The sequence below is a fragment of the Saccharopolyspora sp. NPDC050642 genome (genome assembly GCF_040654735.1).
In the GTDB taxonomy this organism is placed as follows: domain Bacteria; phylum Actinomycetota; class Actinomycetes; order Mycobacteriales; family Pseudonocardiaceae; genus Saccharopolyspora; species Saccharopolyspora elongata.
Window position 1 is genome coordinate 1 of sequence record NZ_JBFAIN010000044.1, and the last position, 16555, is coordinate 16555.

13 protein-coding genes and 4 pseudogenes are annotated in these 16555 nt (G+C 66.5%); 11 read left to right on the plus strand and 6 right to left on the minus strand.

Annotated elements, in window-relative coordinates; all coding sequences use genetic code 11:
* Positions 1–132: pseudogene (locus tag AB0H93_RS37995) on the plus strand (NAD-dependent malic enzyme); the annotation flags it as partial.
* Between the two features lie 450 nt (positions 133–582).
* Here AB0H93_RS37995 and AB0H93_RS38000 read toward each other — a convergent pair.
* A pseudogene (locus tag AB0H93_RS38000) lies at positions 583–699 on the minus strand (LuxR C-terminal-related transcriptional regulator); the annotation flags it as partial.
* A 218-nt stretch (positions 700–917) separates the two neighbouring features.
* Between AB0H93_RS38000 and AB0H93_RS38005 the strand changes: the two are divergent.
* Positions 918–1121 (plus strand): annotated as a pseudogene (locus tag AB0H93_RS38005) (arpA protein); the annotation flags it as partial.
* Between the two features lie 44 nt (positions 1122–1165).
* Entirely contained in the window at positions 1166–1969 is an 804-nt protein-coding gene (locus AB0H93_RS38010; RefSeq protein ID WP_358580261.1) for a class I SAM-dependent methyltransferase, read from the plus strand.
* A 193-nt stretch (positions 1970–2162) separates the two neighbouring features.
* Here the strand turns inward: AB0H93_RS38010 and AB0H93_RS38015 are convergent, their stop codons facing one another.
* Together AB0H93_RS38015 and AB0H93_RS38020 are read right to left on the minus strand one after the other, a co-directional pair.
* Complete coding sequence (locus AB0H93_RS38015) at positions 2163–2537, minus strand: hypothetical protein (RefSeq protein WP_358580264.1); 375 nt, start codon at positions 2535–2537, stop codon at positions 2163–2165.
* Between the two features lie 235 nt (positions 2538–2772).
* Entirely contained in the window at positions 2773–3726 is a 954-nt protein-coding gene (locus AB0H93_RS38020) for a manganese catalase family protein (RefSeq protein WP_358580266.1), read from the minus strand.
* Positions 3727–4458: 732 nt separating this feature from the next.
* Between AB0H93_RS38020 and AB0H93_RS38025 the strand changes: the two are divergent.
* A pseudogene (locus AB0H93_RS38025) lies at positions 4459–4644 on the plus strand (type I glutamate--ammonia ligase); the annotation flags it as partial.
* Between the two features lie 381 nt (positions 4645–5025).
* The gene (locus AB0H93_RS38030; protein ID WP_358580268.1) at positions 5026–5748 is read left to right on the plus strand and encodes a spermidine synthase; all 723 of its coding nucleotides are present in this window, start codon (positions 5026–5028) and stop codon (positions 5746–5748) included.
* Positions 5749–5956: 208 nt separating this feature from the next.
* On the opposite strand, the gene AB0H93_RS38035 is transcribed toward AB0H93_RS38030, so the two are convergent.
* Genes AB0H93_RS38035 through AB0H93_RS38045 form a run of 3 tightly spaced genes read right to left on the minus strand, consistent with a single transcriptional unit; the run spans position 5957 to position 7454 of the window.
* The gene (locus AB0H93_RS38035) at positions 5957–6997 is read right to left on the minus strand and encodes a site-specific integrase (protein ID WP_358580271.1); all 1041 of its coding nucleotides are present in this window, start codon (positions 6995–6997) and stop codon (positions 5957–5959) included.
* Positions 6994–7212, minus strand: a complete 219-nt coding sequence (locus tag AB0H93_RS38040; protein WP_358580274.1) for a hypothetical protein — start codon at positions 7210–7212, stop codon at positions 6994–6996. Before AB0H93_RS38040 ends, AB0H93_RS38035 begins: the two co-directional genes overlap by 4 nt.
* Before the next feature lie 26 nt (positions 7213–7238).
* On the minus strand, positions 7239–7454 hold the full coding sequence (locus tag AB0H93_RS38045) for a hypothetical protein (protein WP_358580276.1): 216 nt from the start codon (positions 7452–7454) through the stop codon (positions 7239–7241).
* Positions 7455–7932: 478 nt separating this feature from the next.
* Here AB0H93_RS38045 and AB0H93_RS38050 point away from each other — a divergent pair, with 478 nt between their 5' ends.
* The 6 genes from AB0H93_RS38050 to AB0H93_RS38075 all read left to right on the plus strand — a co-directional run bounded on the left by AB0H93_RS38050 (position 7933) and on the right by AB0H93_RS38075 (position 16309).
* Positions 7933–8652, plus strand: coding sequence for a hypothetical protein (locus AB0H93_RS38050; RefSeq protein ID WP_358580278.1), 720 nt, complete (start codon positions 7933–7935; stop codon positions 8650–8652).
* A gap of 814 nt (positions 8653–9466) precedes the next feature.
* Complete coding sequence (locus AB0H93_RS38055) at positions 9467–10702, plus strand: hypothetical protein (RefSeq protein ID WP_358580281.1); 1236 nt, start codon at positions 9467–9469, stop codon at positions 10700–10702.
* Complete coding sequence (locus AB0H93_RS38060; RefSeq protein ID WP_358580283.1) at positions 10695–11216, plus strand: hypothetical protein; 522 nt, start codon at positions 10695–10697, stop codon at positions 11214–11216. Before AB0H93_RS38055 ends, AB0H93_RS38060 begins: the two co-directional genes overlap by 8 nt.
* Positions 11213–11842, plus strand: a complete 630-nt coding sequence (locus tag AB0H93_RS38065; protein ID WP_358580285.1) for a hypothetical protein — start codon at positions 11213–11215, stop codon at positions 11840–11842. Before AB0H93_RS38060 ends, AB0H93_RS38065 begins: the two co-directional genes overlap by 4 nt.
* Positions 11839–14901, plus strand: coding sequence for a hypothetical protein (locus AB0H93_RS38070; RefSeq protein ID WP_358580287.1), 3063 nt, complete (start codon positions 11839–11841; stop codon positions 14899–14901). Before AB0H93_RS38065 ends, AB0H93_RS38070 begins: the two co-directional genes overlap by 4 nt.
* Positions 14894–16309, plus strand: a complete 1416-nt coding sequence (locus AB0H93_RS38075) for a Wadjet anti-phage system protein JetD domain-containing protein (RefSeq protein WP_358580289.1) — start codon at positions 14894–14896, stop codon at positions 16307–16309. The genes AB0H93_RS38070 and AB0H93_RS38075 overlap by 8 nt, the downstream gene beginning before the upstream one ends.
* The last annotated feature ends 246 nt before the right edge of the window (positions 16310–16555 follow it).

Sequence of the window (16555 nt, forward strand, 5' to 3'; positions counted from 1 at the left end):
ATCGCGGCCGTCGCCGCCGACGACCTCAGCGCCGACTACATCGTGCCCAGCCCGCTGGACCCGCGGGTGGCGCCCGAGGTCAGCGCGGCCGTCGCCAAGGCCGCCCGCGCCGACGGCGTCGCCACGGCATGACCGAAACCGATCCTGCGGCCTGGAGATCCGCAGGTCGAAGCTACATAGTGCGGGGCGCAGGAAGCAGGACCTGCGCCCCCGAACACTGCAGATCATCGCCAGACCGAGCACTGGACGAGTCCGGCTCTAGCCCGCTGTCACCGCCCCTGGTGCTGGTGGGACTGCCATGGCGTGGTCGCCCACTCCAGCGTGGGGGAACGTGCCGCAACAGTGGCCCCGCAAAGATCGCGACGCCCATCAGTAGTCGTCGCGGTGACGCGCACGCTGATGCAAGCCGAATTTCCGGATCCACAGTGGATGGATGAATTCGGGCACGCCCTGCGCGCCGGCAACGTCACGTTCCCGTAAAACCTGGAGCGGCTGCTGAGCGGGTTGCAGCCGTCCAAGTCCGGCCCCGCCGCACCACCGGCCCGGGAGCCGCGTTCGGCCTCGGAAGTCCGAACACCCAGGTCAATCCACGAGATCGCTGCGGAATACCCAGGTCGCGATCTCGCCCCGGTTGCGGGCGTCCAGCTTGAGCTGGACGTTGGTCAGGTGGCGCTTGACGGTGCCCAGCGACAGCTGGAGCCGCTCACGGTATCGCCAAACTCGAGACAGAACTGGCCGTCACCAAGCGCGCCACTGAGTTCCCGAGAGAGGACCGTCCCCCTCCTCGCGGTGTAGTAGCAGGCGTGCGCCGTCGACGACCGCCACCGCTCTCCTTGGGCGTCAAGCCAGACAAAGACCTCAGCACCGCACTCCACCGCGAAGTCACCGAAGAAACTTGCAGGTCGCTGAGTGCGCAGCAGCTGTTCAAAGGCCGTTGCTCGCTGCAGCGAGTAACCCCGGTGCAAGGTGAAACGGCTGGCCATACGGCGATCTTCGCCCTCAGCGAGCATGCTGGCGCCATCGGCAGCGTGTCGCGGACGCGGCAGATCTTCGGCCGGGTGCTGCCTGCACACCTGGCTGCTGGGGGACGCGCGGTGCGGAGCGGCCAGCTGCTGGATTGAGCGCCAGACCAGTCGGCGACTGCCAGAAGCGAGGTGAACGGTCCGTGCAGTTTGACCTCACAGGAAAGATCTTGCTCGACCAGATCTACACACAGCCCGATCCACGCGCCTACTTCAACACGCTGCGCAAGCTGGACTACTGCATTCCGCAGCAGGCCAAGCCGTACTTCCAGAAGTTCATCCAGGAATACCGGGAATCCCACGGGGTTCGCGTGCCCACCATCCTCGACCTCGGCTGTTCCTACGGCGTCAACGCTGCTTTGTTGAAATGTGACGCCACGATCGACGAGCTCAATGAGCACTACTGCCGTACTGATGCCCGCACGGCGGATCGCGACTGGTTGCTGGCCCGCGACCGGAATCTGGTTCGTTCGCGCAGCCGGCTCAAGGACATCCGATTCGTCGGACTCGACAACTCCGAGCCGGCCCTCTCATATGCGCTTGCGGCCGGGTTCCTCGACGACGCGGTGCACGCGGATCTGGAAGCGGACGACCCCACCGAACAGCAACGCGCGCAGCTCACCGGAACAGATCTGGTGATCTCGACCGGCTGCATCGGCTACGTCGGCGAACGGACGCTGGCCAGGATCGCCCGGCAGCACCGGCCCTGGATGGCGCATTTCGTGCTGCGAATGTTTCCGATAGAACCGATCGCAGACGGCCTAGCGGCGTTGGGATACGAAATCATTCCCGTACCCGGTATGTTCAAACAGCGCCGGTTCGCCTCCGCGCAGGAACAATCGCGGGTACTGGAGACGTTGCGGGCCGCCGGAGTGGATCCGAGCGGCCTGGAAGCCAGTGGCTGGCTCTACGCCCGACTCCACCTCTTCCAACCACGCCACGACTGAGGAAACCTACCGGGACTCCGGATCATCCGACTACTGGAACACACCACCGGCGGAGAAGTATCACGTGCGCCCCTGTCCTAACTGGAGTAGAGCTTCTCCTTTCGCAGATGGCTCATGGGGGCACCGTGACACCCGCCACCGAGATTCGCCTGCCGACCTTCGGCACCCGGTGGGCGACCGCAGCGGGTTCGCATTACGGATCACTGCCCTGACCTGAGTTTTCGACTTCGGCGTACGACTGCTGCTCCGCGGGCGGCATTTCGCGTGCAGCGCCGAGGCGGGAGCCTGGTCGGGCTAGCTGTCCTCGGGCGATGATCAGTTCGGTGCGGGCCTCGTTCTTGTTGTCCTGGGAGAGGTGGTCGGCGGCAGTTCGTACCGCGATCACAGCGGCGTTAGGTACATCCAGATGTGGCTCTTGATCGAGCAGCTGAGTCGCGCGGGCCAACTCCTGACGGGCACGCTCTCCCCGCACGTGCTCACCGCCCGCCACCGGCAGCGTCAGCAGGTCGATCAAGGCTGTGTCCACGGCCCCGCGCAGGGCTTCCTCCCGAGAGGTCGGCGCAGTCATGGGCGAGGAGTTTAAGCACTAACCCCGAATTCGCAGGATGGTGTGGTCGATGAACACTCAAATGAGCGACTAGGCTGGTGCGGGACACCGTGCCGGTAGCGGAGTCCCGCACCCTGCTGAAGTTCGGGGTCGCTGGCTGACCAGGTGGCCGTCTGGATGGGGCAGGGGAGTCCCACGCCTTCGGGAGCTGGCCGGTCGCCCGCAGGCGATGCCCGAGTGTCTTCGGATCAATCCCTCACGCCGGTCCGTAGCGGACTGGCTCGTCGGCGGCTGCGACTTCCATCTCGGCGGTGGCCTGGATGAGTTCGACGAGTTCCGGATCGAGTCCGGGGCTGAACTCCTCCGGTCGTTCCGGGGCTATGTCCATGGCGACGCCCTCGGGGGCTTGTGCCATTCGCAGGACTTCGCCGTCCCGTGCGGAGGGGGAGCTGCCTTGAAACACCTTCGCCGCCTCGGAGAGGTTGTCGAGGTTGAAGGTGTATTGCTTGTTGTGCAGGCCGCGTTCCAGCAGCGTTGCGACTTCTGGGTAGCGTTCGGCGCTGGTCTTCGGGATCGGCAGCGTCTTGCCCCAGTTGACCCCGAGGCTTTCCAGCGCCTTGGCATAGGCGTTCTCGTGTGCCTGGTCGCGCACGATCAGGTACGCAACCGTCGAACGCAGGGTTCTGTTGGAGCTCATCTCGTAGATGCGGCACTTCTGCAGCCGCCCAGTGGACTCGAGCATCAGGTTGTACAGCAGATCGAGCACCAGGTTACCGCTGTTGTAGACGTAGGACCCGGACCAGGGGTTTCCGACCGCGTCGACCGGCAGAGCGCCCTGGGCGCCGACGAGGAAGTGGTGGATGTTCCCCTCGGACAACGCGTTGGACAGCGGCGTACTACCACCGGCAGCTGGTTGATCCAGCGGATCGGTTTTCGCGCCGTTGTAGCGTGGAGAACCGTCGGTCAGCCGAGCGATCGTGGTCGCGATCAGTTCCACGTGGCTGATCTCTTCGGTACCGATGCCGTACAAGAGGTCCCGGTAAGGCTTGGCGTCCGCGCCACGGAAGTTGAAGCTCTGGAACAGGTACTGCATCATCGTTCGCATTTCACCGAACTGGCCTCCCAAGCCTTCCTGGAGGGCGTTGGCTGCGGTCGGGTCCGGTTCGTCGGGCACGATCTCGTTGATCATTCGCTGGACGTGGAAGAACATTCCTACTCCTCAGGTGACCTACGGCTGTCCGTGTGCTCGTGCCTCAAATCGGTGCCGATCAATGCCTTTCGAGTCTTCGGTGATGCCGTCCGCACATGTCGACTACGGTGTGATCGTCACCTTGAGTGACAGTCGAAGCAGGCACAGGGATCTGACTTTAAAGCTCGGAGAAGCACGTAGCCAGACGACCTTGGGCGGTCCCCGCCCACCTGGATGAACCTGGCGAGCATGCGGACTGCTCCCGGCCGAAAACCTCGTCGGAAACCGGAAAGGTACCGCCGCTCGCAGAAGCAGCGATCAGGCCGAACCCGACCACCCAGTCGATGACGACTTGTCGGTATCCGATCGACGAGCTCGTTTCGATTACTGCACAACGGGTAGTCACCGGGTGATGGATGAACCGACTTTTCCGAGGGAGCCGGTGTCTGTTATCGGAGGGTGGCGAGAGTGGAATTCATGTCTGAAACGACTCTGCTACCGATGATCACGTGACAGTCGGGGAAAGCTGCGAGTTCTGGATACTCCACCGCTGTCTCGGGGTTTCTCGGTTTACGCTGCTCACTGTCTCTTATGGACAGTTCCGGAGTCGAGGGGTCGCAGGTTCAAATCCTGTCAGCCCGACGGCCAAAAGGGTCTTCGCAGGTCGCAGCCAGTGAAGACCTTTCTTTCGTGATCTAAGTTCGTTCTTCAGGGTCAAGCGCGCCGCTCGGCGACCCCAAGGCGTGTCGTCACCTGCACCATGCGCCGAGTCTGCTGGCGTTCACCAACCCGACGGTGAACTCGTGCCACCGCATGGTGCTCGGCTTCGAGGTACCGGTGAACCTGGTCTACTCTCGGCGAAACCGCTCGGCCTGGATCCGCATCCTGGTGACGGGCGCCAGCCCGAAGGCCAAGCGCATCGAGTTCCGCTGCCCGGATTCCTAGAAGCCTCTGGCACCGTGTAGCTCGGTGGTGGCCACGGGGGCGCTGACGCCGATGGCGTGGGCAGGTTCGGTGTGGTGCGTCATCCGGTACTGGGGTGCATCGCTGCCAGTCGGCTCGGCAGGTCGCGGTTGCGGGCCATGGCCTGCCTGGTACGGCCGATCCCGGCGGTGAGCGTCAGCGATGTCCCGAGGCCGGCCTCGTACTAGGTAGGGGACCCGGCCGGTCCCGGCCAGGGGCTTGGTGTGATGTGTGCTCCCGGCAGTGGTCGTGCCGACGGCGGCCGTGGTCACGCGACTGCCGTCGGTTCCACCGGAGCGAGCCGGCTGAACGGCGGCCCGGCGCTGTTGCGGGTGCATCTGGGGACGGAGGGGCGAGATGGGTGTTCGGTTCGAGGAGATCGATTGGCGGGAGACGCCGATCGGTGCGATCAGCCTGCGCCGTCGGCGGGATCCGCTGCTCGACGTGGATGTCTACGAGGTCAAGCTCGACGACGAGTACCTGATGTCGAGCCTGTTCACCGTCGCGGAGGAGGAGCTCGCGCGGCTGGGCCTGGCCGAGTTGCCTGGCAGCGGTTTCGACGTTGTGGTCGGTGGGCTCGGGCTCGGCTGCACGGCGCGTGCCGTGCTGGATGATTCGAGGGTGCGGTCGTTGGCCGTCGTGGAAGGGCTTGGTGAGGTCATCGAGTGGCATCAGCGCGGTCTGCTGCCGCTGGCCGAGTCGTTGACCGGTGACCCGCGGAACCGGTTCGTGCAAGGTGATTTCTTCGCCATGGCCGCTTCGGATTCCGGGTTCGACCCGGCGGCGCCCGGTCGGCGGTTCCACGCGATCCTGGTCGACATCGACCATTCACCGCGCCACCTGCTGGACTCCGGTCACGCCGATTTCTACACGCCCGGAGGACTGCGGCGCCTCGCCGGTCACCTCCATCCGGGCGGGGTGTTCGCGTTGTGGTCGGACGACCCGCCGGAGGCGGACTTCGCCGCAGTGCTCGCCGAGGTCTTCGAGACGGCGGAGGCGCACGTGGTGTCCTTCGACAACCCCTACGGCGGTGGGAAGTCCGCCAACACGGTCTACGTCGCCCGACTCGCCGCACGCTGATCGGCCTTTGGCCGGGCGGACCCTGTTTCGGCATCCTGCTGCGGAACACGTGGATGTTCGGTGGGGGAATCGCCTGCGGTCTCGACAGGACGAAGTCGTCGCAGCAGTGCGCGGGCCGTGCGCCTGGTGTCGGGTGCTGCCGGTAGAAACGGGAGGCCTGGCTGGGTGCCAGGTCTCCCGAGTTGGACGTTTCACGGATTATTGGGTTTTAGGCCGCTAGTGGGTGGGGTTCTCCGGTGAGGGCGGCGAGGGCGGCGGCGATTTCGCGGATGTCGGCTCGGGTGTAGGTGGTGGTGCTTCCGCCGTCGCCGTTGTTGTTGTCGGTGTGGCCGGCGTAGGCGCGGGCCACGGCGTAGCCGAAGTTGCGTTCGACCCATTTCAGGGTGGTGTGGCGGAGCCAGTGGATGCTGATTTGCTGCGTGGCGACCCAGGGGAGATGTTTGCCGAGTCGGGTCCAGAGGTGGTCGTAGCGTCGGTAGGTGATGGGAGTTTCGTTGGCGTAGCGCAGGAGCTGTCCGCCTGATGCGGCGGCGCCGCGTTGTTCGGCGTGCTCGCGGAGATGGGTCATGAGGGTGGGGGAGACCGGTTGCCAGCGGACGGTCTCGCCTTTCTCGTGGAGCAGGATCAGGTAGAGGTCGGGATCCAGATCCCGGGGCGTGAGGGCCAGTGCTCCGCCTCGGCGGCAGGCTGTCTCGGTGTGCAGCCGGAGGATGAGGCTGTCGAGCACCGGATCGATACCGGTGGTGGCAGCGATGTGGTTGATTTCCTCCAGCCGGGAGTCCGGCAGCCCGCGGCGCGTGGTGGGCAAGCGGCGCGGCTTGGGCACCTTCTTGGCGGGGTTGTCGGCTTCGTTGATCAGCTCGTCGGCCACGGCGTGGTTGTAGAGGCAGCGCAGGGCGGCGATGAGGTGTTCAGCCGCGCCGCGTCCACCGCGGGCGTTGCGGCGGATGACCACCTGGCTGCGGGTCTTCTCGGCGAGCTGTTTGATCTCCAGCGCTGTTGGTTCGTCCAGGCGCCGCTGGCCCCACTCTGCTTCCACGCGTTTCCAGTAGGAGCTGTACACGCGCCGGGTGCCGGCGCTGACCGCGTCGGCGACCTTGGGGATGTACTCGGCGAAGGTCGGAGCGAGCGGCCGTGTGGACGGGGTGCTGACGAGGTCGTCTACGGAGACGCCGAGGCGTCCGAGCAGCAGCTTCGCTGCTTCGATCTCCTTCGGACCGGCTCCTGATGTGATCTTGTTCTCGGTCATGCCGGTTCACCGCCCCACACCATGGCGTGACGCTGCTCCAGGGCTTCGTCCACGGCGGTCAGGGGGTCGACCAGCAGCATGTCCCGCCGCGGGTCGGCGACCAGCAGCACCGAGTCCCCGGTGCGGATGCCGCACGAGGCTCTGGCTGTGGCCGGGATCATGATCTGCGGTGTGCCGGGCAGCCGGTGGATCCCGCCCGGATCAGGCTGCAGCACGACCGCTCCCGAGGTGACCCTGATGGTCAGACTCTGACCGGGGTGCCACTCCAGGGCGTGAGGACCGGTCTGGCCGAGACCCGGCCGGACGAGTCCATCCGGACCATGCCGTAGATCACCGGCAGTTCACGGCGTCGGGTGATGACCGGCAGAGGCAGGCCCGCGGCACTCCCCGCCTCGGCCGGAGAGCCATGGTCGGTGACCACGGGCGGCACCAGGCCCGTGACGATCTGCTCACTCATGGCCACCGCCCGGTGACCAGTGCCCTGTTGCAAGAAATCGCGACGGCCGAAGGGCCGTCGCAATGCGGTGTTCAAGTACTCGCTGTGATGGGGAAATTTCACGCGATTTTGTGTCCGAGGGGGGACTTGAACCCCTGCCAGTGGGAGGGATCCCCGAACCGGGGATTCGTCTCCATAGCGACGGTACTAGAGCCAGGGGCTTGGGTTGTCCAAAGATCCAGCCAGTTCCTGAGGGCTTTATCCGATCGGACGCAGCCATCGTGTGCCTTCGTGCCGGTGGTGCGACACACGCAGCAATCACACCAGTCGCCGGTCCTTGTGACCTGCTGATCCGGGTTGAAGTCCCGCTCGCTATGGAGCGTCGCGCGAAGCGCGGTGAGCGCCGGTGAAGTGGAGTGGTGCAAGTGGTGCCGCCGGCTCGAAGGAGCGAGCTCCGTTCGCAGCGGATTCGGAAGCCTCGGATCAAGTGGAGCGGGCGGTGACGGTGATCATGGGGTCGGTCATCGCGTTGACCTTCCTGTTCGGGTTCGGCAACGTCCTGAACCTCGCGTTGCGGCTGGGGGTGCCGATGTACGTCGCGCCGCTGGTGGCCCCGGCGGTCGATCTGTCGGTGCTCGGATTGCTGCTGGGTACGCGCTACCTTGCCTTGCACAGTGCGCGGCCGGAGCAGCTACGCCCGGCGCGACGGCTGCTGCTGTTCGCTTCCCTGGTGACGTTGGCATTGAACGTGGCCGAGCCGGTCTGCGCCGGCCAGTTCGGCAAGGCCGCCTTCGATGCGGTGGGTCCGTTGCTGCTGATCGGCTGGGCAGAGGTCGGGCCGGGGCTGCTGCAGGCGATTTCCGCGGCCGGGACTTCGTCCGACGCTGAAGGACAGAGGGCCATTGACGTGGCCGGTGACGACGACGCTGTATCGACAGCGTTGTGCACGGTATCGGACAACGACCCTGGTCAGCAGCGGGATGGTGACGATGTGGCCACGAGCGAAGCCGCGGAGCTCGTGTCTCGTGCCGTTGATCTCGACGTCGAGCATTGGCTTCGGCATCGTCGGCCGATCTCGGCGGAGACGTTGCGTCGGGAACTCGGTGTGGGCTCAGCGCGTGCACGCGCGTTGGTGAAACGGATCCGATCGGGCCCCATCTCGGTTGGTGAGCCACTCGTCGGAGCAGCGGTTACAGCGGACATCGCGGGGTCGCGATGAAATTCTTATGGCTGGCGGAAGGAGCAAATTCAGGAACGGGAAGAACACAACCGTGTCAATGTAGTGATATCTGGCTCGCGACCGGCTTGTTCGCGTTCCTCCGCAGGTCAGCGACCTCTCCTTCTTGCTGGTTCCGACGGGTTATGCGTCCCCGTCGCCATGAAATCGTCGCTTGATCATGGACGAGGGCCCGTGATTTCGTGCCGACCTATCCTCGGTCAGGTCGACACTACTCGTCTCCCAACCCCTTACGGGAGCCCATGCCAGCAGCAGGCTTGGACACGCGTTCCCTCCTCTTCATCACGGGGTGAGCGGGTATGACCACAGCCGGACCTCACCGGTCGCGAGGGTCTGCCCAGCCCCGCCTTCAACGCCGATCGCGCGATGTCGAGGACCATGCCGTCCAATACGTGGGGATAGGACGACGTTGGCCATCGCTAGCCGGCGGCAACGGCGTTAACCCTGCAGGGAGTTCTTGGTGGTGTCGGAGACCGGGCAGTGTGGCGGTCGTGTCGGTGGCGTCGAGGAGGCCGCCTGTCGTCTCGGGCGATCTCAGCTTGACCTTCAGGCCTCTACGCGGAGACGAACAAGAAGACAACGGCTCGGCCGTTCAAGGTGAGGCGTCCGAATTTGCGTCGCGCGATGAGATCGCGCACGACGGCGGTCCCCGCGGATCAACTCCCTAATTTTGGGAAGTGATCATCCATTCGGGTGAATTAGTGGCGTAGTGGGTAACGCTTGTGGCCGTGCGTCGATCGATCTGGGGATGGGCGAGTGGACGAGGGAGTGTTGTTGAGCGGGAAGACGGTCGGCAGTGGGTGAGTTCGATCTGTTCTCGCCGGATCCGGAGTGGGAATCGGAGTCGGACGCGGCATTCTTGGAGCGGTTGCAGGCATTTGTGGCTCCGGTCGCGCGCCAGTCGGACGCGGTGGTCAAGGATCCCGACATGCTGAAGTGGTCGCAGGCCGTGTATGAGGCCTTCGGCGACCTCGACGACACTGGTGAAGGGTTGACGGCGGCGGAACTTGAAGCTGCCTGCGGCGAGGCGGGCCCGGGCTCTTTCGATAGCAGGATCAACGTCTTCAAGGCGTTGGGGCTGCTCCGCCAGACCAAGCCTCATCACCATCGCCTCATCTTCAACCCCACCGGCGTCGCCGCGCTGCTGTTGTTCGACCGGCTTCGCCGCGACGACGGCGTGCAGGAGATCCTGCTCCTGCTCGACCAGACGACGAAGGGCATCGAGGACGGGCTGCTCGGGCCCGACGACGTGACCGCCAGACTGGCCATGTTACGGCGGGCGCTTGCGATCAATGCCGGGGAACTGGCCCGGCTGCGGACCAGGCCAGTCGACGAGCTGTTGGCGCAGCGGCGCAACCACCGGGCGGCCGACCGGCTGCTGTCCGACGCGAGAGCCCTGGTCGAGCTGGTGGAAACGCGGTTCCCACAGCTCAGCGCGGCTGGCGGGCAGCTGATCACGCAGGCGTTGCGGTACTCCGCTGCGGCCAACGAGCTGGTCGACCGGTTGCTCCGGCAGGTCCTGGCCGAGCGCGATTTCTCCATGTTATTGCCCGAGCAGTACCGGACGGCCGCGCTGTACTCGGACACCGACGCGCTCGCGGCGGTCTTCGCCGGCACCGTCTTCGACAAGCCGACGGTCGCACTCAGCCCGGAACAGATTCTCGTCACGTTGGAGCAGCACCGACCCCGCGAGGTACGGCAGCGCCCGCCACGCCCGGTCGACCTTCCGGCCGCGGAGGACCCGGTCGAGCGGGCACGCCAACGACGTGAGGCGTTGCGACGCCGTCGACGAGCGGCGGCGCAGCTCCATCTCAAGGGACAGTTCGACATCGATCTTACCGCCGAGATCCAGGCCGCAGGATGGCCCGGCGCCGCTCGGCTGGTCGCTGACCTCCTCGCCGCAGCGGCTGACCCGGAGGTTCCGGTGACGGTCACCCTGGCCATGACTCTGCTGGTGGACGGGAAGAGCGAGGTTACCTACACCACGCCGGTCCGGCTCAGCTGCGCAGAAAAGGACCACCGCGATGGATGACCGATTGAGGCTCGCGGCGCTTCGGGCACGCCGCACGTCGCCCGCTCCCCGTGAGGTAGAAGAGCTGCGTCAGCTCCACGCCGCCGCGGACGGGGCGGGTCGGCGCCTGGTCGAGGTCCGGTCTCAGGACGACCGTTCCGAGCTGGTCATGGGCTGGCTCCAGGACAACGCCTTGACGCCTGACGACCCGGGCGGCCCGACGAAACCGAGCGTGGGGGAGACACTCGTGCTGGTCGCCTGTCTGCGCGCCTGCTGGCCCGATCCGGACGAACCCCTCTATCCCGGGGGCACGACGACAGTGGCCGAGATCGGCGTCGCGCTGGAACCACTGGGCGTGAAGGGCACCGGTGTGACCCGGGCGTTGAACAGCCTGCGGGCGCGGGGTTTTCTCGCGGCTGACACAGCCGACGACATCATTCGCCTCGGCCCGGAGATCGCGCTCTGGCGCGAGGCGGACGCCGCTGTGCTGCGCCGTGAATACCGTCAGCTGCCGACCGCAGGGCGGACGCAGTGACCGGCGACCTCATGGAAAACCTGCCGGCACAACGCAAGAGCGATGTGCTTGCCGCCCTCGCGGCGGTGGAATCGGCCCAGTTCCCGGTGCCGGCCAAGGAGTTCCGTGCGCTGCTTGAACCGCCATTGCGCCACGTGGTCGAGCAGTTGCTCTACCGGGCCGGCCGGGTGCTGATCAAGGTCGGCAGCGGGTACCTGTCCGGCTACGACGACGATGTCGCCGCCGAGCTGGCCGCGCTGGGCATTGGTGTCCTCGACCGCGAGCAGCGCGCGGTGCTCGCGATGGTGCTGCTGTTTACCGTCGCGATTCCCCGCGCGGAAGGCCATATCCGCGGCGAAAACCTTTGGACGAGCGAGCATCCCGTCTCCAAGCAGCTGCTGGAGAGCGGCAAACTCCAGACCGGAGTCGTACGTGGTGCCGTGCGGTACCTGCGCAACGCCGGCCTGGTCCGGTCGGTGACCAACGGGCTCGTGCCCGGCCCCCAGTTCCTGCGCCTGACCCCACGAGCCACGACGATTCTGTTCCAGGAACTCGTCCTGCTCGCAGAACCTCAAGGCGATCTCGCGTTGTCGATCCGTCGGGAACGTGCGAGGCTCGCCCAGCCCTACGAGGAGATCTCGTCGTGATCGAACCGCTGTCCCTGCCGCGCACCACCAGTCGGGGCGCCATCGGAGCCAGGCAACTGGTGGCGGTGCAGACTTTCGACGTAGCCCGGCTCACCAACCACGCGGTGCCGCTGGTGCCCGGCACCTTTATCGCCGTGTCCGGGCAGGGCCCCAAAGGGGATTCCAACGGCTCGGGCAAGACCAGCTTCCTGGCCGCGGTTTCCATCCTGCTCGCCGATCCGCAGTGGCGGCTGGATACCCAGGGCGGCAAGTCCGCTGCTGGCGTCCTGTTCCGGCCCGACTCGGCCGGCGTCGACCCGGCGCAGCAGGTGCGTCCGGCCACCAGCGGCTACATCGCTGGCGTGTTTGCGGACCGGGAGGCTCCACTTGTCTCTGCGGTGACGGTGTGGGTCCGCCTGTCGACCTCTGCGCCCTACGTGCAGGCACGATGGTCGGCTGGCGTCCACCTGGCTGACGCAGCCGACGACGCCGACCGTGACCTGCAGGCCGACGACCTCTGGCACGCCGTCCGGGGCAACGGCACGTTCTCGGCGAGGAAGATGTCCGAGGTCCTCTATGGCGACGCGCCGCGCTGCCTGACCTACCTGGACACGCCGCTGCGGCTGACAGTGCCGTCGCTGCTCAGCCAGCAGATGACCGAGATGGACCCTCGCGACATCGGCGAGTCCCTGATCGCGCTATCAGGTTCCAAGGCCCATCTGGACGAGGAACGTGAGCAGCGCGGCCAGATGCTGCTCAAGCAACGTGAGAGAGAGGAAGCGCTCGAGCACGCGGCGGACCAGTTCCTCCGTGAGGAAGCCGAACTCAAGGGCGTCGGCGATCGTGATGCCGCGCGAGCCGAACTCGCGCAGGCCGAAGAAACCTGGCGGCGATACCTCGCCACGCGGTACACCTCGGCACTCGGGGAGGAGCGCGTTCTCGTCGAGCAGGTGACGGCCGCGGCCGAGCACCACGAGGAAGCGGTCGAGCAAACGCGCCTGGTCGAGGCGGAGCTGGCAGAACTGCGCGCCCGCACCGACCTGGCCACGGCCGAGGAACGCGCCCGCCGGGACCACGACCTGGCCAAGATCGAGACAGAGCGCCTCCGGCAGAACCGCGCGGAGTACGTCGGCCAGATGACGAGCCTGGACGCTGAGCGGGACCGGCTATCCCCGAAGCTGGATGCCTGGGACGGCCGCTCGACTGAGGACACCCTCGACGCGCTGCAGGCGGCCACCAGCCAGCGCGGCGAGCTCGTCGTACTGCATCAACAAGCCGAAGCCGCCGTCGGCAGTGCTGAACAAACCCTGCGACGGGCGGAAGCCGGCCTAAGCGGCGAGGCCGGCGGGGTCATTGACGTCCTGGCGCAGGCCGGGATCACCGGCACGGCGTTGTTCGACAACATCGAACTGGATGATGATCTCCGACCGACGTGGGAGCCACGGCTGTGGCCCTGGCGCGACGCGGTGGTGGTCGATCACCAGCGGATGTCCGAGGCTATAGCCGCCGTCGCCAGCGTTGCCGGGGCACAGTTGATCGCCACAGATCACTGGCCCAGTCATTCCGTCGACGGGGTCGGCTGTCGTCTGCCGGTCAACGGCTTCCTGACCGAGCTCCGTGCGCGCGTGGTCGACGGGGCCGACCCCGTCCACGTGCACGACGAAGCCCTTGGTCTCCGCATCGGCAGTGGGTTCGCTGAGCCCGTCACCGGCCGTGAGGCTCTCGTGGAGCGTAAGCGCCGTGAACTGCGGCAGGCTCGCGAACGCCTGGAGGAGATCACGAAACTCCTCGAGCTCGTGGTGGCCGCGGTCGACCTGGCGCAGAGCCAGCACGAGGCGGCCCTCGCCGCCGAGCAGCTCGGGGTCGTGCACAGCAAGATCGACCTGGTCACGGCCAAGATCCAGGGACTCGACGATCTCCTCGGGCCGGCAATCGAACGGGAAAGACGGGCTCGACAGGCCTGGGAGGAGGCCTTCGCGTTGCTCAAGGGGCATGCTGCGCAGGTGGCGCTGCTCCAGGAGCGGCTCAAGAGCCGGCAGAAGGATGAGAAGGGGCGTTGCGACCAGCTCAAGGCCGTGCGCCGGAAACGCGAGGATCTCCAGCTCGAACGATGGCGGCAGCTGTGGGGCGGTGACGAGCAGGAAGCCGTCGACCTGCTGGCCGACCACCCGTCCGTCACGGCCGACCAGCTCCGAGTGCAGGCCATCGAACACCTGACCCGCGCGGTCGGGCTCTACGGCATCGATGAACGCGATCCGGACGGGTTGTCGGCCGACCTTCGGGAGGCGGTGACCCAGCGGCAGGTGCTGGCCGCGGACCCCACCGGCCGCCCGCCCTCGGTCGGGCTGAACGTCGTGGCCATGCCGCTGCGGACCCGGCTGGACGGGACGGCCGGCTCCGACCACGTGACGAGGAGCCGGATCGAGGCTGAGCGGGCCAACCGCACTGAGATACTCCAGGATCTGGACACCCAGCTGGCGGACTGGACGAGCCGGGTCACCGTGATCCAGGACATGATCGAGCAGCGCGTCGAGAACATCCTCAAGCGGGTCGGCGCTGCGTTCAACCAGCTGGACGTGGACCGGGGCGGCTGCGGTGCCGAGATTGCCTTCACCAGCCACCGTCCGGCCGGGCCGGGGGAGTGGGTGTGGGACGTGGTCCCGCGCTGGCGGCGGTCCCGTAACGGTGCCTACGTGCCCTACCGCGAGGTGGCCAACGGAGCACAGGTGAAAGTGTACGCCGTGCAACTGGTGCTGGCCGCCCTGTTGTCGGACGTCGACACTCACGGCCGGGTGCTCGTGCTCGACGAGTTGGGCAATAGCCTGGGCGAGGTCAACCGGAAGGACGTGCTCGGCGCGCTCAAGCGGGTCGCCGAGCGGCAGCAGGTGACGATCCTCGGCACCTGCCAGGACAGTGTGCTGGCCGACGCCGCCGACGTGTGTGGCGAGTTGATGTGGTTCTCCCACTCCAGCACCGCAAATGCCTATAACCACCCCACCCGGGTCTGGGGATTCGACGACAACGTCGAGCGGGTCGATCTGACCGCAGACTGGCTCACTGCGGGGCGCGGCAATGGCTGACTCGTCCCGGTCCAAGGGGTTCTACGTAGGTGAGGCGGCCGGCCGGGTGGAGGTTCCGCTCCCTGACCTGCCACCGGACCTGGCTGCGTTCACCGTGCCTAAGCCACCGGTCAAGGACAGCGAGCTCGCCGAGAACTGGGACATCGTCATCGACCGGGTTCCCCGGGACCGTAAGGGCCGGGTGAAGGTCACCCGCGTCGACATCCTCGCGCGAGCCCAGCAGGAGTTCCTCGCACCACCGACGTGTCTGGAACCCCGGGATCTCGTGTGGGTCCTGCGCACGGAATCGGCCCGGCTGTGGACCGGCATGACCTCCCGCTTTGGGGAGGCGGCGTGGGAGACCGCCCTGGAGTTGGTCCGGGCTGGCATCGGCGTGGTGCGGTGCGCCGTGGACGGATTCGACTACTTGCCGAAGACGTTCCGGCTCACGGACGCCTGGGCCGCGGTCGCCGAGGACCACGTCGCCGAACTCACCGGCCAGCGGGAACCCGACGAGGTCCGGGCCGACCTCCTGGACTGCATGCGCCCAGTACCGAAACTCGCCAGCGAGCATGAGCTGCTGGCGGCCATGCCCACAGGATCCCCGTTGCGGGTGCCGGCGGGTTCGCATGCGAACACCGTGGCCTGGTCGGTGTATGAAGCGGCGATCCGTGCGGCCTGCGTGTGGATTCCTGACGACGCAAGGGGAAAACGGCACACTGCGAAAGCGTTGGCCGGCTTTTCTTTCCTCGGTACGAAGGAGTGGACCCCCGAGCGGGAAACAGCGTTCGCCAATCTTGTTGGGACCGCGTTCGATCTGGCAGTCGACGATGTCGACTTGGAGATTCTGATGCGCGGTCCGCTGCAGTGGAAGATCGGCCGTGTAGTCGCCGACGCCTCGGCCAGCGAGCCGTGGATTGGGTTGCCGTCAGCCGGGCTGCGGCTGATCGGCTCGTTCGATACCTCAGGCGTGCGGGGCGTGCTGGTGGTGGAGAACAAGGACACGTTCCAGAAGGTCTGTGAGAAACCAGAGATCGTGGACCGGTGGCTGTGCGTGTGGGGGCGCGGCTACGCGAGCCGGGGTCTGGAGGCGCTGCTGACGAGATTCGAAAACGTTCCGCTGGTGGCGTGGTGCGACCTGGATGCCGACGGCATCGGCATCATCGCCAACCTCTCTGCCCGCTTGGAGCGGGTGATCCTTCCTGTCGGGATGGACGTCGATCTGTGGGCGGCCGGCCCGTACCGTCGGCAGAAATCGAGCCAGTTGGCGCGGGGACAGGTCATCGGAGCCAAGTTCGCGGCGGAGGGGCCGCTGGCGCTGCGCGCGCTCGCGGAGCGGATTGCGGTCACCGGTGAGGGACGGGAACAGGAGACGCTCTACGAAGAGGTGCTGCCGGGCCTGGCCGACCGCCTGCGGGCGTTCGAGTAGAGATGCCGACCAGGTTTCTCGGACCAGTGGGGAAGCCCTGGCCGCTGGGTCAGACGACGCTGATGGTGAAGACGCGCATCTTTGTGCCTGACGGCTGGTCGGACAGGGGTGACGGGGCACCTCGCCACCTCGACGCTCGGACGCATACCCGGAGCAACCACCAGCCACACAGCCGCCAAAATCGGGTCTCAACACCCGTTTTCGCTCCGCCGGTAGCCTCTGACACGGCACCGAAACGTTTGCCTG

Bases quoted from the DNA above. Each gene is read 5' to 3' on its own strand.
- AB0H93_RS38015 (WP_358580264.1), bottom strand. From the start codon at position 2,537: ATGACTGCGCCGACCTCTCGGGAGGAAGCCCTGCGCGGGGCCGTGGAC.
- AB0H93_RS38020 (WP_358580266.1), bottom strand. From the start codon at position 3,726: ATGTTCTTCCACGTCCAGCGAATGATCAACGAGATCGTGCCCGACGAA.
- AB0H93_RS38030 (WP_358580268.1), top strand. From the start codon at position 5,026: ATGGGTGTTCGGTTCGAGGAGATCGATTGGCGGGAGACGCCGATCGGT.
- AB0H93_RS38035 (WP_358580271.1), bottom strand. From the start codon at position 6,997: ATGACCGAGAACAAGATCACATCAGGAGCCGGTCCGAAGGAGATCGAA.
- AB0H93_RS38045 (WP_358580276.1), bottom strand. From the start codon at position 7,454: ATGAGTGAGCAGATCGTCACGGGCCTGGTGCCGCCCGTGGTCACCGAC.
- AB0H93_RS38060 (WP_358580283.1), top strand. From the start codon at position 10,695: ATGGATGACCGATTGAGGCTCGCGGCGCTTCGGGCACGCCGCACGTCG.
- AB0H93_RS38075 (WP_358580289.1), top strand. From the start codon at position 14,894: ATGGCTGACTCGTCCCGGTCCAAGGGGTTCTACGTAGGTGAGGCGGCC.